The 22036-nt window shown below is 59.5% G+C and carries 16 protein-coding genes; 15 read left to right on the top strand and 1 reads right to left on the bottom strand.

Going from position 1 to position 22036, the window contains the following annotated elements; translation table 11 throughout:
• The 10 genes from AACH06_RS29225 to AACH06_RS29180 form a co-directional block, all read left to right on the top strand.
• Positions 1-271, top strand: a 271-nt coding sequence (locus AACH06_RS29225) for a GNAT family N-acetyltransferase (RefSeq protein ID WP_341429351.1), incomplete at its 5' end; no start/stop codon positions are given.
• 1020 nt (positions 272-1291) lie between these two features.
• On the top strand, positions 1292-1747 hold the full coding sequence (locus AACH06_RS29220) for a GNAT family N-acetyltransferase (RefSeq protein ID WP_341429350.1): 456 nt from the start codon (positions 1292-1294) through the stop codon (positions 1745-1747).
• Between the two features lie 2359 nt (positions 1748-4106).
• Positions 4107-4445 carry a hypothetical protein gene (locus AACH06_RS29215; RefSeq protein WP_341429349.1) on the top strand — a complete coding sequence of 113 codons (339 nt, stop codon included), beginning with the start codon at positions 4107-4109 and terminating at the stop codon, positions 4443-4445.
• A 553-nt stretch (positions 4446-4998) separates the two neighbouring features.
• Positions 4999-5496: a PDDEXK family nuclease gene (locus AACH06_RS29210; RefSeq protein WP_341429348.1), complete on the top strand. Its 498-nt coding sequence runs from the start codon at positions 4999-5001 to the stop codon at positions 5494-5496.
• A gap of 932 nt (positions 5497-6428) precedes the next feature.
• Positions 6429-6806 (top strand): hypothetical protein, encoded by a 378-nt coding sequence (locus tag AACH06_RS29205; RefSeq protein WP_341429347.1) that lies wholly within the window; start codon positions 6429-6431, stop codon positions 6804-6806.
• Between the two features lie 652 nt (positions 6807-7458).
• Positions 7459-7956, top strand: a complete 498-nt coding sequence (locus AACH06_RS29200) for a DUF2059 domain-containing protein (protein WP_341429346.1) — start codon at positions 7459-7461, stop codon at positions 7954-7956.
• A gap of 211 nt (positions 7957-8167) precedes the next feature.
• The gene (locus AACH06_RS29195; protein WP_341429345.1) at positions 8168-8716 is read left to right on the top strand and encodes a GNAT family N-acetyltransferase; all 549 of its coding nucleotides are present in this window, start codon (positions 8168-8170) and stop codon (positions 8714-8716) included.
• A gap of 1079 nt (positions 8717-9795) precedes the next feature.
• Complete coding sequence (locus AACH06_RS29190; protein WP_341429344.1) at positions 9796-10128, top strand: hypothetical protein; 333 nt, start codon at positions 9796-9798, stop codon at positions 10126-10128.
• A 552-nt stretch (positions 10129-10680) separates the two neighbouring features.
• Positions 10681-11190 (top strand): GNAT family N-acetyltransferase, encoded by a 510-nt coding sequence (locus tag AACH06_RS29185; RefSeq protein ID WP_341429343.1) that lies wholly within the window; start codon positions 10681-10683, stop codon positions 11188-11190.
• A 3219-nt stretch (positions 11191-14409) separates the two neighbouring features.
• Positions 14410-14616, top strand: coding sequence for a hypothetical protein (locus tag AACH06_RS29180; RefSeq protein WP_341429342.1), 207 nt, complete (start codon positions 14410-14412; stop codon positions 14614-14616).
• A 480-nt stretch (positions 14617-15096) separates the two neighbouring features.
• Here AACH06_RS29180 and AACH06_RS29175 read toward each other — a convergent pair whose 3' ends face one another.
• Complete coding sequence (locus AACH06_RS29175) at positions 15097-15348, bottom strand: hypothetical protein (protein ID WP_341429341.1); 252 nt, start codon at positions 15346-15348, stop codon at positions 15097-15099.
• A 790-nt stretch (positions 15349-16138) separates the two neighbouring features.
• On the opposite strand from AACH06_RS29175, the gene AACH06_RS29170 reads away from it, so the two are divergent.
• From AACH06_RS29170 to AACH06_RS29155, 5 genes are all read left to right on the top strand, one after another.
• The gene (locus AACH06_RS29170; RefSeq protein WP_341429340.1) at positions 16139-16561 is read left to right on the top strand and encodes a zinc-ribbon domain containing protein; all 423 of its coding nucleotides are present in this window, start codon (positions 16139-16141) and stop codon (positions 16559-16561) included.
• Between the two features lie 559 nt (positions 16562-17120).
• On the top strand, positions 17121-17498 hold the full coding sequence (locus AACH06_RS29165; protein WP_341429339.1) for a hypothetical protein: 378 nt from the start codon (positions 17121-17123) through the stop codon (positions 17496-17498).
• A gap of 1239 nt (positions 17499-18737) precedes the next feature.
• Complete coding sequence (locus AACH06_RS29160; protein WP_341429338.1) at positions 18738-19010, top strand: DUF7710 domain-containing protein; 273 nt, start codon at positions 18738-18740, stop codon at positions 19008-19010.
• Positions 19011-21025: 2015 nt separating this feature from the next.
• Positions 21026-21385 carry a CPCC family cysteine-rich protein gene (locus AACH06_RS30225; RefSeq protein WP_423222100.1) on the top strand — a complete coding sequence of 120 codons (360 nt, stop codon included), beginning with the start codon at positions 21026-21028 and terminating at the stop codon, positions 21383-21385.
• Between the two features lie 88 nt (positions 21386-21473).
• Positions 21474-21836 carry a hypothetical protein gene (locus AACH06_RS29155; RefSeq protein ID WP_341429337.1) on the top strand — a complete coding sequence of 121 codons (363 nt, stop codon included), beginning with the start codon at positions 21474-21476 and terminating at the stop codon, positions 21834-21836.
• Positions 21837-22036: the final 200 nt, after the last annotated feature.

The raw sequence follows: 22036 nt of genomic DNA, 5'->3' as shown, positions 1-22036 counted from the left end.
CCACGATCTCGAAGACCTTGAGGTTTCCTATCTCTTCTTGCCCGAGCATTGGGGCCGTGGCTACGCGAGGGCAGCCGTCAAGCAGGCGCTGGCCTACGCCTTCGGCACAATCGGTCTTCGCCGCGTCTTAGCCGAAACCCAGTCGGCCAATGGGGCATCAGTTCGGTTGTTGGAGCATCTGGGCTTCTGTCTCGTTGGCAACGTCAATCGCTTCGGTGCAGAGCAGAGCATCTATCGTGCAGAGCCATCATCTCTCCAAGCTGCAACCTAACCCCTCCGTCAAGGGGGACTGGCCAGCGGCCAGCCCCTTACGTCGAACGTTAGGCATCAGAAGGCAGCAGGTTGGTGAGGTCTCAGCGGCATGTCTGCGGTTTCTGGGTGCCAACTTCATCGTCGGCGTGGGCTGTCCGTCCTTCGGCGGCCAGCGCACGGTCCGTGGCGACTCCAGCCGTATTCAAGTCAGCTTGGGCACATGTAGGTGGCCGCAGCAGCACGCCACAGTCGCTGGAATCGCTCTGCTTGGTCACCGCCAGTGGTACTCTGTGGCGATCTCTGCCAAGGCAAGCTTGCAACGCTTTGCCAAGGCAGTTGAATTCCTTCGTCTCGTCCGGCCGGCGTCATAGCATTTGTCATGCAAGTCTCTTGCTCCGCCAACGCGCGCCTGGCCTGCCTGCCAGGCATGAAATACATGTCGGTTGTGGCATCGCGTTCCAGGCATCTCGGTGCTCTGGCCGCTCAGCCTAACCGCTCCGTCAAGGGGACTGGCCTGCGGCCAGCCCCTTACGTCGAACGTTAGAGCGCAACAGAGTCCAAGCGCGTCGTCCAAAGAATTGTCGCCGTGAGCATACTGTTGGCCCCAGCTGCGGCTTATCTCATTGGCCTCATGGTCTCCGTCTGGCTTGCTCGTCGAGACTTCATACGATCACCTGAGAAAGCTGCGAGGTACAAGCAGCTTCCGTTGCCACACAAGCTGTCGTGCCCACTCCTGGTGATCCCGAGTTTCACCGCACTCCCGCTCCTGCTCTATAGCCAGGGCCATAACGCTATCGCAGGCGTCGTCGCCGTCGTCATAGCCCCAGTGTCCCTACTATTGGCGGAAGCTGCCGCAATTCGTTGGTACAGGCGCAACGGGTTGCTGGCTCCACACAGCTCTAAGTAGTCATCAGAACCGACTTGAACTGAAGTGCACAATCAGAGTTTCATGGCTTGCAGTCACGTCCAGCGCCCTAACCCCTCCGTCAAGGGGACGTCCCGCAGGCGGGCCGCCCCTTACGTCGAACGTTAGCCGTCGATGGAAATCTCTCCCGCCGGCGCAGGCGTAGGAAGTGAGTGCGAGTTGGTCCTTCGCGACCTTCCAGCTTGGTTCGGGATCGAAAGCGCTCTCCTGCAATACGCCGCAGACGCGGAAAAGTATCCAACACTTGTTGCCAGAGAATCTTCGGCATTGGTGGGCTTCATCACGGTCCGCCAGCACTTCGAGCACTCATTCGAGGTCCATTGCATGGCGGTTCAGGCAGGTCAGCGGCGTCGTGGTCTGGGCAGCAAATTGCTGAAAGCAGCGGAATCCTGGGCCCAGCTTCGCGGTGGACGGTTCATGCAAGTCAAGACCGTCTCGCCTGGCAATCCGAGTCCAGAATACGCCGAAACTCGAGCGTTCTACTTCAGCGCCGGCTATGCGGCCCTCGAAGAGTTTCCCCTTCTCTGGTCCAAGACCAATCCATGCCTTCAACTCGTCAAAGCCTTGTAACGCCGACGGCTAACCCCTCCGTCAAGGGGACGTCCCGCAAGCGGGCCGCCCCTTACGTCGGACGTTAGGCATCAAATGAAACGCGACAAACCGCTGTTCATTGAGGATCACAGACCAGATCGGCTTGAGCTAGTCGTCCGCTTTGTCTGCGGCTTGGTCGCTGGAATTTTCTTGGCCTGGTTTCTATCGGCAAGGCTTCGCATTCACGATACCTCGCTAATAGTCGCCCTATTTGTTGCAGTTGTGGTGGGGTTTGTCTGGGGTGCCATCCGCCATGGAGATGCGTTCTGGTTGAGGATCTTCGGTCGCGACTAAGCGCGCGCCCTTCAATGAAGCGGTCTCGTCTTGTTTCTACCGCCCTGCCGAGGGCATTTCCATATGTACTCATCCCGTTGCACTACCGCTGCGATGCCTAACCCCTCCGTCAAGGGGACGTCCCGCAAGCGGGCCGCCCCTTACGTCGAACGTTAGGCATCAGAAGGCAGCAGGTTGTTGGAGGCGCGGCGGCATGTGCGAGCCTTCTGGGTGGCAACTCAATCGTCGGCATGGGCTGTCCGTCCTCCGGCGGCCCGCGCACGGGCCGTGGCGACTCCAGCCGTATCAAGTCAGCTTGGGCACATGTGGATGGCCGCAGCAGCAAGCTACGGTCGCTGGAATCGCCCTCCCTGGTCACCGCCGGTGGTAATCTGTGGGCCATCTCTGCCACGGGAAGCTTCCAGCGCCTTGGCAATGTCGCTGAAATCCTTTGTCTCGTCTGGCCCGCGTCGTAGCACTTGTTATGCAAGCACTCTGCTTTGCCAGTCACTGGCTCGTCGGGCCATCGGGCTTGAAATACCTATCGGTTGCGGCATTGCGTTGCAGGCGTCTCGGTGCGCTGGCCGCACTGCCTAACCGCTCCGTCAAGGGGACTGGCCTGCGGCCAGCCCCTTACGTCGAACGTTAGGCATCAGAAAGCAGCAGGTTGTTGAAGTATCAGCGACATGTCTACGGTTTCTGGGCGCCTGCTTCATCGTCGGTGCGAGCTGTCCGTCCTTCGGCGGCCAGCGCACGGTCCGTGGCGGTTCCCGCTGTATTCGAGTCTGCTTGGGCACGTGTGGTGGCCACGGCAGCATGTCAAGGCCGCAAGTTGCTCTGCCTGGTCAGCGCCGGTGGTACTCTGTGGGCAATCTCTGCCACGGCGATCTTTCAGCGCTCTGCCAAGCTAGCTGAAATCCTTCGTCTCGTCCTGCCGGACGTCGTAGCACTTGTTATGCAAACACTCTGCTTTGCCAGTCACTGCCTCGTCGGGTCACCGGGCTTGAAATACATACCGCTTGTGGCATTGCGTTCCAGGCCTCTCGGTGCCATCCCCCCTCTGCCTAACCACTCCGTCAAGGGGACTGGCCTGCGGCCAGCCCCTTACGTCGAACGTTAGGCATCACAAAGTGAACCCGAGGCAACCGCCCCGACCGTTCAGCGGTAACCCAATGCGTGCTACTTTGGCACTCACTGCGCTCCTTGCGGCCGCCGGACTAGAAACCGCGCTGGTTCGTGACTTCGTCTTTCATCCCGCGTGGGGTGCCAATGAGCATGCTCACGAAGTGTTTGCTCAGCTACTCGTCTGGGGGAGCGTGCCGCTTGCGACCGGCGTTCTCATCGTGCTTGGCGCTACAGTCTGGGCCCGCTCGCTCCGCCCGCTCTTGCGGCCGCTACTGTTCATTTCTGCAATAGGCCCGCTCTTGGCCTTCATTGCACTCCGGCAGCTGAGTCACGGCGCCTTCGCGTTTCTCGCAATCGGGTTCTTACTTCAGTGTGGGGCTGGTCTGTGCGCCGGCTACCGGCTCTACCGTGCCACTTAACCAAACGCTCGGGAGTGGCGTCACCGAGTCGCCAGCCCGTACTAGCCTGATGCCTAACCCCTCCGTCAAGGGGACTGGCCTGCGGCCAGCCCCTTACGTCGAACGTTAGGCGTCATACTCGAGCCCGTCTGCGAAGACTAGTAGCCATGGCCGAATCGCAATTCCTCAGTCCCGCGCAACTTTGGAGGTCATTCGTCCTCGCGTTGGTGATCGCGATTCCGCTGTCAATCTTTGGGGTATCCGCAAGCATGGGCCTCGCTCACTCCGGTGGTCCACTTCTGCTTCTCTTTGCCCCTACCTGGCCAGTCTTCGTTCTCTTCGGCAGCGGTGGCCCATTCGCCGGAGTGCCTGAATGGGTCTTTGTCACGCTAGCGTTGAGCGCCGAGCTCATTGGCGTATTTGTGGTCGTTCACCTCATTCGCACGGCAATGCAGCGGAGGCAATGCCAGTGACGCCTAACCCCTCCGTCAAGGGGACTGGCCTGCGGCCAGCCCCTTACGTCGAACGTTAGGGCGCTTGAGGTGATCCTGTTCCTACGCCTCTTCGCAGATTGCGAAACCGAAGAGCAAGCACAGGCCATCGCGGATCGCGTTGGCCTTTCACTTCATCGCTTGGCGCCACGCGAGTTCGCGCCACCGAAGCGGTACTGGAAGATCTCCAGTCAGTTCGAATTCACCTTCACCCTTGAGTCGCCTACTAGCCTGTCATTCAAGAGCATCATTGAGGCTTCGTCTGGTGGGTGGGCTCATCAGGAGACCGGGGTGGAAATGTTAGCTATCTGGAGTCGTCATGGTGATCACGTATTCCTCACGCCTGAAGTCGGCTGGGCCAATGTCGAGCTTCACGAAGAAGCGCCCTAACCCCTCCGTCAAGGGGACGTCCCGCAAGCGGGCCGCCCCTTACGTCGAACGTTAGGCAGAAGAAAGCAGCAGGTTGGTGGAGTCCCAGGGACATTTCAACGGCTTCTTGGTGCCAACTCCATCGTTGGCGTGGGCTGTCCGTCCTTCGGCGGCCAGCGCACGGGCCGTGGCGGTTCAATCCGTATTCAAGTCAGCTTGGGCACAAGTCGGTGGCCGCAGCGGTACACCACGGTCGCCGGAATCGCTCTTATTGGTCACGACCGGTGGTACTCTGTGGGCCATCTCTGCTACGTCAGGCTTCCTGCGCTTTGCCGAGGTCGCTGAAATCTTTCGTCCGAGCCGCCCAGCGTCGTAGCACTTGTTATGCAAGTGCTCTGCTTTGCCAGTCACTCGCTCCTGGCGCCACCGGGTTTGAAATACATGTCGGTTGCGGCATTGCGTTCCAGACATCTCGGTGCTCTGTCCACTCTGCCTAACCGCTCCGTCAAGGGGACTGGCCTGCGGCCAGCCCCTTACGTCGAACGTTAGGCGGCACAGCATGCCCTCAGGCACCATGAAGCCCTTTCATGTTGGCGTGGCCGCTGAGGCGTTTGCCGCGGGGCTCTTCGCGAGAGCTGGATTTGACGTTTCGGTGCAATACGGCGCCAATCAGCCTGAATACGATCTACTCGTTTCACGAGATGATCGGTTCCTGAAGGTCTCGGTTAAGGGCAGCCAAAGCGGTGGTTGGGGCCTCGTTCAGAGTCACAAGAAGGGCCGTGGCTACGCCGAAGCGATCGAGCACTGGGCGGAACAGCAGAGTCAAGGTGTTGTCTATTGCCTGGTTCAGTTCCAGGGAGTCGAGCTAGACCAATGCCCAAGGGTCTATCTCGCTACGGTGAGCGAGGTAGCCGAAGCGCTAAAGCGTTCGCGCGCAAATGCTGGTAGCACTAGGCTCCGCGAGCAGTGGGCATACAAACGCGGAATCGCAGCCGGTGCCGAGGAGGCAATTCCCAATGCATGGAAGTTCAGTGAAGCTCGTGTGTCGCAGATGCTGCAATCAGCCGCCTAACCGCTCCGTCAAGGGGACCTGCCTGCGGCAGGCCCCTTACGTCGAACGTTAGGCCTTCTGTGAAGTCTTCCGGGCAGAGCGAAACCGTCGTCAAGGAGGGCATCTTCCTGTACGACGGAAAGGTGGAGTGTGATGTTCGAATTCTTCACATCCCCACTCGATACGGCAGCGGTGACTATGAAGACCCGCCGGAGGTCCAGAACGATCTCGAGCAAGACACCTACTACATTCAGTTTGGGTCCTCCACTGGGCGCGGTGTCTTCCATGCAAGCGGCGCCGGGCATCCGTCGCTTGCACAGGCCGTGGCGGCGGCCGAAGCTGCCCCTGGCATAGGCGCCACAATTCGGTGGGCATCACAGTGAAGCGTCTACCTAGTCAGCTCACCCTTTCGGGCACCGCGAGTGTTCAGCCTCCTTCGAGTCTTCACAAGGCAAGTGGGGCTTACCGTGATCTCGCAAGGCCTAACCCCTCCGTCAAGGGGACCTGCCTGCGGCAGGCCCCTTACGTCGAACGTTAGGCCTCGATGCAATGAACACCACTTGGGCTTGCACACGCAACTGGACGACTCAAGTCCAAGACATCGCGGATGGCTACGTTGGAGTCCGCTTGCACCAAAGTTCCAATGGAACCGAAGCCGCGGTAGCTGAAGTTGTCTTTTGGGATGCCAGCGGTCAGTTCTACGTCAACACACTGAATCATGAAGTCCCGTTGCAAGTCCGGGAGCTTCTCATTGCCGAAGCCAAGAAACTGCCCCATGCAAAGTAGCAGACCGTCTTCACTGCGTTCGGTTTATCAGAGTGGCAGCGTCCCTCACAGTCTCTCGCCTCTGAGGGTAGTTCTTCCTTTCACGGCGAGGCCTAACCCCTCCGTCAAGGGGACCTGCCTTCGGCAGGCCCCTTACGTCGAACGTTAGGCACCAGAAGCTACGAGCCATGTCGTCTCGCCTCGATAAGCTGAACCAACCCGTCACCGAGGCGACGCTCCGAAAGACGCTGCGCACCCTTTTCTCGCCGAGGAACGACTATGGGGACCTTGATTTTGGCGAACTGAGCCAGGAGCTTGAGCGATTCGGCATAACAACGCAAGCCAAGTTCTCTTTGCTGATGAAGCGGCACCGGAGAAGGCTTATTGAGCTCGATCGTAGGCGTCTCTCAGCTCAGGAGGTGAAGTTCTACTCTGCCGAGATTGGGAAGGAATTCGTCAAAGATGCAATACGCCGTCAGTACTGGTTTGCATTTCCGGCCCTGGTACGGAGCGCCTTGGAACTTGAGTTCGGCGAGGAGGCAGTTGTTCGTGAACCCCATGCCTAACCCCTCCGTCAAGGGGACCTGCCTTCGGCAGGCCCCTTACGTCGAACGTTAGCCCGCAGCAGAGGTCGCGAGTGTCGAGTTGGCTTGCTTGGTCATCGTCGGTGGTTCGCGCCAAAGCCAATTCCCGCGTTGGTCAGCCTTGGCCGCAACAGGCTTCGCCTGCTGCTCATGAGGGCACGGTCGCTTTGAACTGATGCCTCCGTTTTCCACGCATCAGGCGTGTGGGGCAAGCCCGAGCAAGTCTGGCCTACCCCACACCCCTGCCGCTCAGCGGCGTCGCGACTGGTCTTCGCCGTCGCCAGGCCGGCCAAACTCATTGTTCTTGTGGCCTGCGTGGTCATGGGAGTCGGCAGGGAGCCTTCGGCAAAACAACATCTGCTCGGTTGCCTGTTGGCCAAGGTCTGAGCACTCGGTCAAGGCGGGGAGGAAATACCTCAATCACCGAGTCTCCGCCCCGCCGCCGTCGCAGCCCGCTCACGCGGTCAACCCGGGCAGCCAAGCAAGCCTGGGGGTGGCAAACTCCTGGCATCGTTGGCTTGCTTCATTCGCAGCGGGCTAACCCCTCCGTCAAGGGGACCTGCCTACGGCAGGCCCCTTACGTCGAACGTTAGCCGTCAGAATGCGTCCTCCCTCCCTTATCCAATCGATTCACATGAGATCGCCTCTTATTGCACTGCTGCTGTCCGCCTGCGCTTCGCTTGTAAACGCGGCTCCAGCTTCAGTCGAGTCGGTCGAGACATTGCTGGTCCTCACGAAGGCCCAGGAGCTCGTCGACTCCGCAAACTCCAACGTTGAAAGCTCTATTCGCCAAGGAATGCTGGCAGCAGTCGGGGGCACTGAGCTCAACGCCGAGCAGAAGGAACTCTTGGAGGCACTTCCTCCGAAGCTTGTCGCGGCGATCCAGCCCGAGTTCAGCTGGCAGGTTCTGAAACCCGACTTCGCTCGTCTCTACTCCGAGTCCTTCAGCCAGGAAGAAGTCGATGGAATGATTCAGTTCTACAAGAGCCCACTCGGTCAGGCGCTGATCGCGAAGATGCCATCGGTCCTTAATCGCTCCATGCAGCTCACTCAAGCACGCCTCGGCGCGGCCATGCCGAATCTCCAGGCCGCTGTAGCCGCAGCAATCGCCGAGGTCAAGGGCAAGCGGTGACGGCTAACCCCTCCGTCAAGGGGACGTCCCGCAAGCGGGCCGCCCCTTACGTCGAACGTTAGGCCCTCCGGGAACAGCCGGCTTGCGCCACCTTGGTGCGTCACGCAGAATATCCACCTATGACCACAACGTTTTCGCCTTCATCCCTACATCTGGATATCTATATCTACATGTGGAGTCCAGCGTTGACGTCTAAATCACGTTAGAGCGCATGAAGACGCCGCCCCTTTCGCCTGCAGCAGTCTTCGAGACCTCGCGCCTGGTTGCTCGGCGAGTTGAGGTGGCGGACGCCGCCGCAATGCACAAGGTCTATGGCGACGCTGGAGCAATGCGTTGGGTCGGCGATGGGAAGCCACTTGATCTTACCCAGTGCGAGCACTGGGTCGAAGTCACCCACCGCAACTATGCCGCACGCGGCTACGGCATGTTCGCCCTCGTGAGCCGCGAGTCAGGTTTGGTCATTGGCTTCTGTGGCCTAGTTCATCCTGGTGGCCAAGCCGAGGCCGAGATCAAGTACGCCCTGTGCCGTGAGCACTGGGGGAAAGGCCTCGCCAGCGAGGCCGCGGCTGCCATGCTGGCAGTCGCATCGACTGATTTCGGTCTCCAACAAGTCATCGCCACCACCGCGACCGAGAATGTCGCCTCGCATCGGGTGCTTCTCAAAGCCGGCATGCAGCGTGGTCCAGTCCAACGCAATGACGATGGCTCTGAAACCCAAGTCTTTGTCTGGCAGGCCGGCGCGCGCGAGAATGCGCTCTAACCCCTCCGTCAAGGGGACGTCCCGCAAGCGGGCCGCCCCTTACGTCGAACGTTAGGCCACGAAAGCTCAACCGTGCGAGATCGCTTGTCGTACGCGGCAATCGGCCTGGTGTTGGGCTTGCTTCTCGCGGTCGTTCTTTGGTGGGTCTTCGGCTCTGGCTTCGGCCACCACCACGGAAGCCCCCGTTCCCGTTCCGACTTGCTGCCTTGGTTGAAGTACATCGGAGGCGGTGGAGCTGTCGCGGGCTTTGTGCTCAAGGAGCGCGTTGGAGATCTAGTAGGCGGATCCATTCACGCGGTTTACGATACTCAAACACAATCAAGCGCCGATATCGAGGTTCCCCGTTGGCTGTTCGCACTCGTTCTAGCTGCGGTTGTTGTGGCGGTCTGGTACTTCTACTCTTAGCCGGTCGAGGGCATCATGAAGTGGCACCTCCTACAAGCTTCTGCTTCGGCCACGTGGCCTAACCCCTCCGTCAAGGGGACCTGCCTGCGGCAGGCCCCTTACGTCGAACGTTAGGCATCAGAAGGCAGCAGGGCCGGTGAAGTCTCAGCGACATGTCTACGGTTTCTGGGTGCCAGCTTCATCGTCGTCGTGGTCTGTCCGTCCTTCGGCGGCCAGCGCGCGGGCCGTGGCGGTTCCAGCCGTATTCGAGTCAGCTTGGGCACATATGGGTGGCCGCGGCAGCATGCCAAGGTCGCTCGAATCGCTCGCTTTGGTCACCGTCGGTGGTACTCTGCGGGCCATCTCTGCCAAAGCAAGCTTGCAGTGCTTTGCCGAGGCGGTCGAAGTCCTTCATCTTGTCCGGCCAGCGTCGTAGTACTTGTCATGCAAGTTCCCAGCTTCACCAGCGCGCACCTCGCGTGGCTACCGGTCATGAAATACATGTCGGTTGTGGCATTGCGTTCCAGGCATCTCTGTGCTCCGGCCGCCCTGCCTAACCGCTCCGTCAAGGGGACTGGCCTGCGGCCAGCCCCTTACGTCGAACGTTAGGTCTCACAATGAGGTCCAGGTCGCACTCCTCATTCCTACCTCAAGCGATACTGTTCGCACTGCTGGTAGGACCGTTCGCTGTCCTCTTGTGGCTCAACTCCGATGACAAGCCGGAGCCCAATACTCCACTTGCCAGGTCGTTTCAGGAGGAAATTGAGGCAGCGCTAGGTGCCGCCAATGGCACCAAGGTAAAAGCAGACTGCTGGATGATTGGTAATGTGAACTTCGCTGTGTCCTGTCGCGTATCGGCTCCGATTGCTGAAAACCTGATAGCTCAGCTTCTCGCCTCCGGCTGGAGCTATGCCGAGAGGTCTTCACCGAGTAGCATTACCCTGAGAAAAGCCAGTCGGCAAATTTCGGTCAGTCAAATGCCGAGCACCAATGAGGTCAGCATTGCGATGCGCTTGGTCAAGTCGTAGAGCCACCGGCCTGAGACCTAACCCCTCCGTCAAGGGGACGTCTTGCGGCAAGCCACAAGCCGCCCCTTACGTCGAACGTTAGGCATCAGAAGGCAGCGGTCTGGTGAAGTCTCAGCGATATGCCAACGTCCTCAGGGTGCCGGCTTCATCGTCGGCGTGGGCTGTCCGTCCTTCGGCGGCCAGCGCGCGATCCGTGGCGGTTCAAGCCGTATTCAAGTCTGCTTGGGCACATTTGGGTGGCCGCGGCAGCATGCCAAGGTCGCTCGAATCGCTCACTTTGGTCACCGCCGGTGGTACTCTGCCGGCCATCTCTGCCAAGGCAAGTTTCCAGCAGCTGGCCAAGATCGCTGAAATCCTTCGTCCAGCGTCGTAGCATTTGTCATGGAACTCTCTTGCTCCACCAACGCATGCCTCGCATGGCTGCCGGGCATGAAATACATACCGGTTGTGGCATTGCGTTCCAGGCGTCTCGGTGCTCTGGCCACTCTGCCTAACCCCTCCGTCAAGGGGACCAGCCTGCGGCAGGCCCCTTACGTCGAACGTTAGCCGTCCATGTCAGCCGCCGCAGATCTGTCGTTTCGTCCAGCGGACGAAGCCGATCTGCCGCAACTCTACCAATGCGATCCGTACTCCAAGGTCCACGAGAGTCGACAGCTTGAACTGCGCCGCATGGTTCAGCAGAACTCCTGTCTTATCGCAGTTGCCGGTAGTCGGCCGCTTGGCTTTGCCGTGTTGGAGTACAGCTTCTTTGGCAACGGCTTCATTCCATTGATGTGCGTCGCAACAGAGCATCGCGGCAAGGGGGTCGGTTTGGCTCTGTTGAGGGCGCTTGAGCTCCAGTGCCACACCGCAAAGTTGTTCACCAGTGCCAACGCCTCCAATGGGCCAGCACAGCGCCTCTTTTCCCGAGCCGGCTTCACGCGCAGTGGCATCATCGAAAACCTTGACGAAGGTGATCCCGAGTTCGTCTACTTCAAGGTTCTGCCCACGGCCAGCCAGACGGCTAACCCCTCCGTCAAGGGGACGTCCCGCAAGCGGGCCGCCCCTTACGTCGAACGTTAGGCCCTCCGGGAACAGCCGGCTTGCGCCACCTTGGTGCGTCGCGCAGAATATCCACCTATGACCACAACGTTTTCGCCTCCATCCCTACATCTGGATATCTATATCTACATGTGGAGTCCAGAGTTGACGTCTAAATCACGTTAGGCATCAGAAGAAAACAGGCCGGTGAAGTCTCAGCGATATGTCTACGGTTCCTGGGTGCCGGCTTCATCGTCAGCTTGGGCTGTCCGTCCTTCGGCGGCCCGCGCACGGTCCGTGGCGATTCCAGCCGTATTCAGGTCGGCTTGGTCACATGTGGATGGCCGCAACAGCACGCCACGGTCGCTGGAATCGCTCTTCCTGGTCAATGCCGGTGGTACTCTGTGGGCAATCTCTCGCCTCGGCGAGCTTTCAGCGCATTGCCGAGGTCGTTGAAATCCTTCGTCTCGTCCGGCCAGCGTCGTAGCACTTGTCATGCAAGCACTCTGCTTTGCCAGTCACTGGCTCGTCGGGCCACCGGGTTCGAAATACCTGCCGGTAGCGGCGGTGCGCTCCGGGCATCTCGTTGCTCTGGCCGCTCTGCCTAACCCCTCCGTCAAGGGGACTGGCCTGCGGCCAGCCCCTTACGTCGAACGTTAGGCCACAGAATGGGGCGCTGGGAAACAATCGAACGCTACACACTGCTTGCGGTAGGCGTGGCTCTGCTCTCGCTCGATGCTTGGCTCTTGTTTTTCATCGGCGGGCATACAAGAGTCGTTTCACTTGTCTTTCTCGTTCCCCTCACCTTCTGGGTCTTCTGGCAGGCCCTCTACGAGGACAAGTTGGACACAAGCCATCCCCCCACTCGCGGCGAGCGCGTTATGTTTTCTCTGTGGGTGTGGGCAAGAAGGCTAGTTCTTGGCTCCGCTTCCGCCCTGTTCACATTCGGCACCTTGCACGCTTTGCGAGGCCAGGAGCTACTTGTTGCCGGGGCGTCTGCAGTCTTTGCAGTCATGGCGGGATGGGTAGCAATCTATGGCGGAGGAAAATCAAGATCCATGTCTGATGACAGAAGAGTTCACCGCCAACGCATAAAACGATACAAATGAGCGTAGATACTGCCGTGTGGCCTAACCCCTTCGTCAAGGGGACCTGCCTTCGGCAGGCCCCTTACGTCGAACGTTAGGCATCAGAGGGTAGCAAGCCTGGTGAAGGCTCAACGAGATGTCCGAGTTTCTGGGTGGTAACTCGATCGCCGGCGTGGGCTGTCCGTCCTTCGGCGGCCAGCGCACGGGCCGTGGTGACTCCAGCCGTATTCCAGGCCACGTGGGCACATGTAGGTGGCCGCAGCAGCACGCCAAGGTTGCTGGAATCGCTCTCCCTGGTCACCGCCGGTGGTACTCTGTGGGCCATCTCTGCCAAGGCAAGCTTGCTGCGATTTGCCAAGGCAGTTGAATTCCTTCGTCTCGTCCGGCCGGCGTCATAGCATTTGTCATGCAAGTCTCTTGCTCCGCCAACGCGCGCCTCGCCTGCCTGCCAGGCATGAAATACATGTCGGTTGTGGCATCGCGTTCCAGGCATCTCGGTGCTCTGGCCACTCTGCCTAACCGCTCCGTCAAGGGGACTGGCCTGCGGCCAGCCCCTTACGTCGAACGTTAGACCTCATGAACCTCCAGTCTGCCATTCTCAGTGTGGCTCTCTTTGGTGTACTTGCGTTGTCGAACTCAAGCGCAGTTGCCAACGGCACCTCGTACTCGCTACGTCTCAACGAATCTGTAAACTTGTCGGGTGGACCACGCGTAACATTTGTCTATGCGAGTGATGAACGCTGTCCGAGAGATAGTCAATGCCTTGTGCCTGGAAATGCATATGCGCTCCTGTGGTTCGAGCTTGGCCCGAAACGAAAATTGCTAGCGGTTGGATGGCCAAGCTTGAGGGAGGAACTCGAAGTACCAGGCAAGTACTTTGGCTACGAACTATGCTTTGTTTCCCTCGAGCCCAAAGCCCGGCATAACCAATCCGTTCGCGCACAAGACCGTGTTCTTCGATTCACAGTACACCAAACATCCTCTGAGCGCAGCAACTGCACACCTGAGGTCTAACCCCTCCGTCAAGGGGACCTGCCTGCAGCAGGCCCCTTACGTCGAACGTTAGGCGTCAGGAATGTCCCGCTTCAACTGGTTGAGCACCCTCTTCCGAAAGCCAGCAGCGGAGCCGTGTCCGCCGGATTCAACTGTCAAGCAAGCGCTGTCCATACTGGCAGAAGCCGAGGTGCCCAACGTAGAGTTCCACAACGTCAGGCGATATACGGCGTCCAAAGACTCAAGATACTGCGGCCTGACAATGAGCAACTATCAGTCTTACGCGGTCGACATTGAGGCAAGAAGCTACCTGCACTACCCGACCGCTGGCGTCACAGGTTTTAACGGTAGCAGTTTGGGGCTCTCTCCTGACGAAGAGCGCTTCTCTTTGGAACCGAGTGGCGCTGAGCCGTTCGAAGTCAACTTGCAGTCAGAGTCGCTAGTATGGCTAAGACCCAAATGCACTGGCTCGGTGGCAATGCCGACGCCTAACCCTTCCGTCAAGGGGACCTGCCTGCGGCAGGCCCCTTACGTCGAACGTTAGGCATCAGAAGGCAGCAGGTTGGCGAGGTCTCAGCGACACGCCTACGGTTTCTGGGTGCCGTCTTCATCGTCAGCGTGGGCTGTCCGTCCTTCGGCGGCCAGCGCACGGGCCGTGGCGACTTCAGCCGTATTCAGTTCAGATTGAGCACATGTGGGTGGCCGCTGCCGCGTGCCAAGGTATCAAGTTCCTCCGCGTTGGCCAGCGCCGGTGGTACTCTGTGGGCGATGTCTGCCATGGCGCGCTTTCAGCGCTTTGCCCAGCAAACTGAAATCCTTTTTCTCGCCCAGCCAGCGCCAAAGTACATGTCATGCAAGCACCCAGCTTCGTCAGCCTGTTCCACGTCCGGCAACCGGGTCTGAAATACATGTCGGTTGTGGCATTGCGTTCCAGGCATCTCGGTGCTCTGGCCGCTCCGCCTAACCGCTCCGTCAAGGGGACGTCCCGCAAGCGGGCCGCCCCTTACGTCGAACGTTAGGGCGCTCAACCCCACTAGGCAACGGGAGTCTGATCAGTGCCTGAGTCTCAAGTACGTAAATCAAGCGGCGAGGTAACAACGTTTCGATGGCAGCGTTGCAAGCCCAATTCGCCCGGGAGCCTTCGAGTTCCATTGATCGCACGTCAAGCCGAGGAGTTTCAGTGACCTGGAACTATCGAGTCATGGTCAAAGATGGAGAACTCGCCATCTACGAGGTGTTCTACCGCGCTGATGGTTCTGTGGAAGGTTGGACGGAGAATCCAGTCTTCCCGCGTGCCTCAACCCTGAAGGAACTCCAGCTCGAGCTACAGCGCTACGCGGAGGCACTCAACAAAGAGGTCTTGCCACATGCCCGGCCAGCGCCCTAACCCCTCCGTCAAGGGGACCTGCCTGCGGCAGGCCCCTTACGTCGAACGTTAGGCATCAGAGGGCAGCAAGCCTGGTGAAGTCTCAACGAGATGTCCGAGTTTCTGGGTGGTAACTCGATCGCCGGCGTGGGCTGTCCGTCCTTCGGCGGCCAGCGCACGGGCCGTGGTGACTCCAGCCGTATTCCAGGCCACGTGGGCACATGTAGGTGGCCGCAGCAGCACGCCACGGTCGCTGGAATCGCTCTGCTTGGTCACCGCCGGTGGTACTCTGTGGCGATCTCTGCCAAGGCAAGCTTGCAGCGCTTTGCCAAGGCAGTTGAATTCCTTCGTCTCGTCCGGCCGGCGTCATAGCATTTGTCATGCAAGTCTCTTGCTCCGCCAACGCGCGCCTCGCCTGCCTGCCAGGCATGAAATACATGTCGGTTGTGGCATCGCGTTCCAGGCATCTCGGTGCTCTGGCCGCTCTGCCTAACCGCTCCGTCAAGGGGACTGGCCTGCGGCCAGCCCCTTACGTCGAACGTTAGGCATCACGTGAGCGTACTCGCTACCATTGGCCGCATCGTCAGAAAGGCGTTCGGCTATCGCCATCTTGAGATCGCTGAGGACCTTCCGGGTCGCGTGACATTGCGCTATGGCCACACCACGACTACGTTCGATCGAAAGACAGGCAAAGTCGAGCAGAACGGCAGGCCTGTCGCAATGGTAAGTCTGGTTGAGAGAATCGAGGTTCATCAGCCACTCAACCACCAAGGCCCACCAAACTTGTACGTCACGGTTCACATTTCTGGCCTCAGGCAAGTCGAGGTTGGCCAAAGTACTGACGAACTGGATGCATCCATCGTCGCGGCACGAATCTCAAAGATTACGGAGCGCCCAGTTGTGGTGAATGCATCATGAACAAGTATTCGCGTCGTCAGTCACGGCAAGCGCGGGTGCTGCCTAACCCCTCCGTCAAGGGGACGTCCACAAGCGGGCTTCGCCCACTTGCGGCCGCCCCTTACGTCGAACGTTAGCCATCCTTATGTACACGTGCCCACACTGCAATCACAAGAGTATTGGCTCCGTCGCCAAGTGGCTGTCATTTCCTGCAGCGCCGGCTCGCTGCGGCGTCTGCAAGGCATCAAGCTACGCGCCTGGCTCTAAAAGCGGGCAGTTGCTGGTCTTCAACTGTTTTCTACTCACTTTGGCAGGCTTTGCCAGCGTCTACTGGCAGTCGCTCTTCCCTCTGGGTATCGCAGGGACTCTAGCTCTCCTTCTTTGGTCCTTCGGGCTTCACCGTAGACCGCTCCTGCCCATCTCGCCCAAGCAGATACTTCTCGCAAGGCGAACCCAGGGCTTCAGTGCCATTTTTCTTCTCTGGCTCACAGGCTCCCAATGAGCAAGTGTTACGCGCCAGCTCGCGGGCTTTCCGTGAGCCATGCAGTGCTCTTGGGTGCTTGGCTGGCCGAGATGGCTAACCCCTCCGTCAAGGGGACGTCCCGCAAGCGGGCCGCCCCTTACGTCGAACGTTAGGCATCAAAGAATGGCCAAGCCCCCGTCACCCGGAGCAGTACCGGCTGACACGTCCAAGTGGTCAGAGTCCAGTCGGCGGTCAGTCTCTGCAGAATGGATCAAGGAATACACCGCCTTCACCTACAAGTGCTGGCGCTGTGGCGAGTCGTCCGTGTTCTCGGCAGAGGATCAGCGCTACACCTACGAGGTCAAGAAGGCAAACATCAATCAACAGCGCATTCTTTGCGAGGCCTGTTGGCGCCGCCTTCAGGCCATCGACGCGCAGCTAGGTGAACTGAATGATTCCTGGGCAACGTCCAAGCAGGAAATGAAAAGCAATAGGTCGCAACTGCAGCGCTGGTTGCAACTTCTCAACGAGCGCGATCAGTACGTCCCATACAAGGCAGATGTGGCGAAGAAGAATATGCTCGTTATGCTGCTTCGTGATGCCTAACCCCTCCGTCAAGGGGACCTGCCAGCGGCAGGCCCCTTACGTCGAACGTTAGGCATCGGAAGGCGGCAGGTTGGTGAAGGCGCAGCGGCATGTCCGAGCCTTCTTTGGGGCGACTCTATCGTCGGCATGGGCTGTCCGTCCTCCGGCGGCCAGCGCGCGGTGCGTGGTGGCTCCAGCCGTTTTCAAGTCAGCCTGGGCACATGCAGGTGGCCTCAGCAGCACACCTCGGTCGCTGGAATCGCTCTCGTTGGTCACGGCCGGTGGTACTCTGTGGGCCGCCTCTGACAGGGCAAGTTTCCCGCGCTTTGCCAACGTCGCTCAATTCCTTCGTCCCAGCCGCCCAGCGTAGTAGCACTTGTTATGCAAGTACTCTGCTTTGCCAGGCACTGCATCGTCTGGCCACCAGCCTTCAAATACATGCCGGTTGCTGCATTGCGTTCCGGACATCTCGGTGCCCCACTCGCTTTGCCTAACCGCTTCGTCAAGGGGACTGGCCTGCGGCCAGCCCCTTACGTCGAACGTTAACCATCCCATGCAGTTTCAAAGCCCAGTAGCGTTCTTGGCCGCATTGCTCGGCACAGTCGTACCGTTCATTTGGCTACAACGCAAGGGCTTCTCCAAAGATCTCGGTCCGCTCGAGCAGCTTCAGTCGCAAGCTGATCAGTCGCTACGCTCGACGGTCCGACAGTCCAACAATGCCAAGTTGTCCTTCATTGGCACCGAAGCCGTTATTCTGAGTAGGCAAGAAGAAATCACTTGGTTCAACAAAACCGTTGTCATCGGGTATCGCTGCACGTACTTTGTTCGAAACCGGCATGGCGAGCACTTCCTCTTCATTCACCGCCATGATGCCAAGCCCCATCTCAAGCACACCTCGCAGCGCATCGCCCGCGTCAAACTCGGCGCGAAGTACATCGCGCCACCGTCCGATGGCTAACCCCTCCGTCAAGGGGACTGGCCTGCGGCCAGCCCCTTACGTCGAACGTTAGGCATCAGAACGCGGCGGTCTGGTGAAGTCTCAGCGACATGTCATCGGTTTCTGGGTGCCGGCTTCATCGTCGGTGTGGGCTGTCCGTCCTTTGGCGGACAGCGCACGGGCCGTGGCGGTTCCTGCCGTATCCTGGTCAGCGCGGGCACATGTGGGTAGCCGCGGCAGCATGCCGAGGCTTCAAGTTGCCCTGTCTGGCCAGCGCCGGTGGTACTCTGTGGGCAATCGCTGCCACGGCGAGGCCTCAGCGCTCTGCCGAGGCCGCTGAAGTACCTCTTCTCTCCAGGCCAACGTCGCAGCACTTGTCATGCAAGTTTTCTGCTCCACCAACGCACTACTCGCGCGGCGACCGGGCATGAAATACATTTCGGTTGTGGCATTGCGTTCCAGGCATCTCGGTGCTCTGGCCGCTTTGCCTAACCGCTCCGTCAAGGGGACCTGCCTGCGGCAGGCCCCTTACGTCGAACGTTAGGCTCTTAAGCCGATACTACCGCGATGAGCCACCATGACTCGACCGTAAGACATCAGATAAAGATATGGGAGTATCAATGCGAGTAGGAGTAGTTGCAGTAGCCTTGCTGGCACTTTCTGGTTGCTCTTCGACCTACGTGCAGTCAACGAGGCAAGATGCTGCCAGTCTTCGAATCTCAAACGCCGCGCGCGACGTCAACCTCGGCGTGCTGGCTTTCAAGAACCCGGAAGTCTGCAGCGGATATCTAACTCTCCCCTACCCCTCAGGGCAGAAGGCGCTTTTCCCTGGTTCCGAACTGTACTTGCAGGTTGATCCAACTCAACGCTTTTCTCTGAGTATTGGTACGACGCGCACACTCGGTGGAGGCATGTTTCAAACGTGCGCCATGATAGTGACGTTTCAACCTCAGGCATCCCAACACTATGTCCTGAAGTTTCAGTGGCCCGACGACAAGTGCGTCGCTTCAATCTATCGCACTGAGTCTCGAAACGGGCAGGAATTATTGGTTCCAGAGCCTACCGCAGAGAAGCGCGTGCAGAAGGCCGGGCTTCGCGTTGCCACGGAGGCTACAGAGCTATGCCAGTAGCCTCTGTTGTGCTTGCCTTGGCCGTGTCGGCGCCTAACCCCTCCGTCAAGGGGACAGGCCTGCGGCCAGCCCCTTACGTCGAACGTTAGGCTTCAGAAGGTCCACTCCCTTGCAATCCGCTCCCTAAGTCATGACTTCCGTCTTCGTTTTCAACGGTGATCGATCGTCGTTTCCTTCTGCAGTCTTTGGCGATCGCGCAAGTGCGATCGCCTGGATCTCGCAGCACGGGCTCAGCGGAACCTTGACCGAATACCCAATGGGAGAAGGCGTCTACGATTGGGCCGTGAAGAACGGGCACTTCAAACCCAAACGGGCCGATCAAGAGTCATCGCAGTTCATTCAAGGCTTCACTTCCGCCTTGCAGTGGCATGCTCACTTCCAAAACGGAGCGCAGCGGGCCTAGGGCGTGCGGAGAGTGCCTCTGGTTGCAAACACATGTCAGCCACAGTTCATGCCCGCCCGAAGCCTAACCCCTCCGTCAAGGGGACCTGCCTGCGGCAGGCCCCTTACGTCGAACGTTAGGCATCAGAACGCGGCGGTCTGGTGAAGTCTCAGCGACATGTCATCGGTTTCTGGGTGCCGGCTTCATCGTCGGTGTGGGCTGTCCGTCCTTCGGCGGCCAGCGCACGGTCCGCGGCGGTTCAAGCCGTATTCAAGTCTGCTTGGGCACATGTGGGTGGCCACCGCAGCATGCCAAGGCCGCAAGTTGCTCTGTCTGGTCAGCGCCGGTGATACTCTGTGAGTCATCTCTGCCACGGCGGTCTTTCAGTGCCCCGCCAAGGTAGCTGAAATCCTTCGTCTCGTCCGGCCAGCGTCGTAGTACTTGTTATGCAATCACTCTGCCTTGCCAGTCACGGCCTCGTCAGGCTGCCGGGCTTGAAATGCATGTCGGTTGTGGCTCCGCGTTCCGGGCATCTCGGTGCTCCCACCGCTCTGCCTAACCGCTCCGTCAAGGGGACTGGCCTGCGGCCAGCCCCTTACGTCGAACGTTAGGCATCAGAAGGCATCACGCTGGTGAAGTCTCAGCGACATGTCTACGGATTCTGGGTGCCAGCATCATCGTCGGCGTGAGCTGTCCGTCCTTCGGCGGCCAGCGCACGGACCGTGGCGGCTCAAGCCGTATTCAAGTCAGCTTGGGCACATGTGGGTGGCCGCAGCAGCACATCCAGGTCGCTGGAATCGTTCTCCCTGGTCACCGCCGGTGGTACTCTGTGGGCCATCTCTGCCACGGCAAGCTCTCAGCGCTCTGCCGAGGTAGCTGAAATGCTTCTTCTCTCCCAGCCAGCGACGTAGCATTTGTCATGCAAGTCTCTTGCTTTGCCAGCGCGTACCTCGCATGGCTATCGCACCTGAAATCCATGTCGGTTGTGGCATTGCGTTCCAGGCATCTCCGTGCTCTGGCCGCTCTGCCTAACCGCTCCGTCAAGGGGACTGGCCTGCGGCCATCCCCTTACGTCGAACGTTAGGCATAAAAGGGCAGCGGGCTGGTGAAGTATCAGCGACATGTCTACGGCTTCTGGGTGCCTGCTTCATCGTCAGCGTGGGCTGTCCGTCCTTCGGCGGCCAGCGCACGGGCTGTGGCGGCTCAAGCCGTATTCAAGTCGGCTTGGGCACATGTGGGTGGCCGCAGCAGCACACGCCACGGTCGCTGGAATCGCTCTTCCTGACCACCGCCGGTGGTACTCTGTGGACGATCTCTGCCAAGGCAAGCTTGCTGCGCTTTGCCAAGGCAGTTGAAGTCCTTCGTCTCGTCCGGCCAGCGTCGTAGCATCTGTTATGCAAGTCTCATACTCCGCCAACGCACGCCTCGCCTGGCTGCCGAGCATGAAATACATGTCGGTTGTGGCATTGCGTTCCAGGCATCTCGGTGCCCTACTCCCTCTGCCTAACCCCTCCGTCAAGGGGACTGGCCTGCGGCCAGCCCCTTACGTCGAACGTTAGGCTTCAGAAAGTAGCAGGCTTGTGAAGTCTCAGCGACTGGTCTGCGGCTTCTTGGTCCCCGCTTCGTCGTCGGCGTGGGCTGTCCGTCCTTCGGCGGCCAGCGTACGGGCCGTGGCGATTCCAGCCGCATTCAAGTCGGCTTGGGCACATGTGGGTGGCAGCAGCACACCACAGCCGCTGGAATCTCTCTCCCTGGTCACCGCCAGTGGTACTCTGTTGCTCATCTCTGCCACGGCGAGCTTTTAGCGCTTTGCCAAGGCGTGTGAAATCTGCATTCCCCCCGAGCCAGCGTCAAAGTACTTGTCATGCAAGCGCCCAGCTTCGTCAGCCCTATCCACGCCTGGCAACCGGGCCTGAAATACATGTCGGTTGCGGCATTGCGTTCCGGGCATCTCGGTGCCCCCTCCGCTTTGCCTAACCGCTCCGTCAAGGGGACTGGCCTGCGGCCAGCCCCTTACGTCGAACGTTAGGGCGGCCATGTCCTCCGGACTCTTTCCATGTCCGAGCTGCGGATTCCTCATGTTTGGAGAGCCGCCCGGTAGCTACGAAATCTGCGACGTCTGCGGATGGGAAGATGATCACGTTCAGTTGCGGTACCCTGCAATGGGCGGCGGAGCCAACAGGCTGAGTCTCGCAGCAAGTCAGCAGCAGGCCTTGAAGCGATTCCCACCTGAAGTTCTTCAGTCTGGTCAGTTCGTTCGCGCGCCAGGTTGGCGGCCGCTCAGGCAAGATGAGGTCGTTTCACCTAAGCCAAGCCCCAATGAGGGGTTGTCGTACTTCGAAGCCGCAGGCGATGAGTCACCCCAATACTATTGGCTCTCCAACCCAGCGCCCTAACCCCTCCGTCAAGGGGACGCCCACAAGCGGGCTTCGCCCACTTGAGGCCGCCCCTTACGTCGAACGTTAGGGCTCCATATCAATGGCTATGCCTTCAAATGCCGTCGCGTTCTCCGCACTTGTCTTTGCGTGCGTTGTCCCCGGCGCCGTCTCTGCAATCGCCTTCCTGAATCCGCTGTTTGGCTTGTGGGTGGCAGGCCTCTCTCTGCTTCACGGCTTCACCCTTGGCGCCCCTGCGTTCCTGGCTCTACGCAGGTTTGGGTGGGTCAATCTGCCCACCTCATTGGGTTTTGGCTTGGTCATCGGCGGGCTGCCGGCTGCAATAGTCTTCTCCGGCATTCCCGGTCAGTTCCTGCCCTTTGCTGGCTTCGGCCTTGTCTCGGGCGGCCTCTTCTGGGCATCCGTTTGGTGGCAGAGTCGCCGTAGCTCGTTGTTGGTGGCATCCGAATGATCTCTGCCCATTCCACCCAGAGCCCTAACCCCTCCGTCAAGGGGACGCCCACAATCGGGCTTCGCCCACTTGCGGGCGCCCCTTACGTCGAACGTTAGGTTTCAATGAGTTCTGTCCGCTCAACCCCTGGCTACTACCGCTCTCTTTGGCAGAAAGCACGGCGGTTTCAGGTCAACATGCCGGCCAAGCAGTGGTGTGAC

The sequence above is a fragment of the Ideonella lacteola genome (assembly GCF_038066555.1).
In the GTDB taxonomy this organism is placed as follows: domain Bacteria; phylum Pseudomonadota; class Gammaproteobacteria; order Burkholderiales; family Burkholderiaceae_C; genus Ideonella; species Ideonella lacteola.
Note: the sequence above shows the minus strand (reverse complement) of the source record. Positions and strands in the feature narration are given on the sequence as shown.

Coding starts and splice junctions, on each gene's coding strand:
- AACH06_RS29160 (WP_341429338.1), top strand. CDS start 18,738: ATGACTTCCGTCTTCGTTTTCAACGGTGATCGATCGTCGTTTCCTTCT.
- AACH06_RS29195 (WP_341429345.1), top strand. CDS start 8,168: ATGAAGACGCCGCCCCTTTCGCCTGCAGCAGTCTTCGAGACCTCGCGC.
- AACH06_RS30225 (WP_423222100.1), top strand. CDS start 21,026: ATGTCCTCCGGACTCTTTCCATGTCCGAGCTGCGGATTCCTCATGTTT.
- AACH06_RS29155 (WP_341429337.1), top strand. CDS start 21,474: ATGCCTTCAAATGCCGTCGCGTTCTCCGCACTTGTCTTTGCGTGCGTT.
- AACH06_RS29220 (WP_341429350.1), top strand. CDS start 1,292: ATGGAAATCTCTCCCGCCGGCGCAGGCGTAGGAAGTGAGTGCGAGTTG.
- AACH06_RS29185 (WP_341429343.1), top strand. CDS start 10,681: ATGTCAGCCGCCGCAGATCTGTCGTTTCGTCCAGCGGACGAAGCCGAT.
- AACH06_RS29205 (WP_341429347.1), top strand. CDS start 6,429: ATGTCGTCTCGCCTCGATAAGCTGAACCAACCCGTCACCGAGGCGACG.
- AACH06_RS29170 (WP_341429340.1), top strand. CDS start 16,139: ATGGCCAAGCCCCCGTCACCCGGAGCAGTACCGGCTGACACGTCCAAG.
- AACH06_RS29175 (WP_341429341.1), bottom strand. CDS start 15,348: ATGAACCTCGATTCTCTCAACCAGACTTACCATTGCGACAGGCCTGCC.
- AACH06_RS29200 (WP_341429346.1), top strand. CDS start 7,459: ATGAGATCGCCTCTTATTGCACTGCTGCTGTCCGCCTGCGCTTCGCTT.
- AACH06_RS29210 (WP_341429348.1), top strand. CDS start 4,999: ATGAAGCCCTTTCATGTTGGCGTGGCCGCTGAGGCGTTTGCCGCGGGG.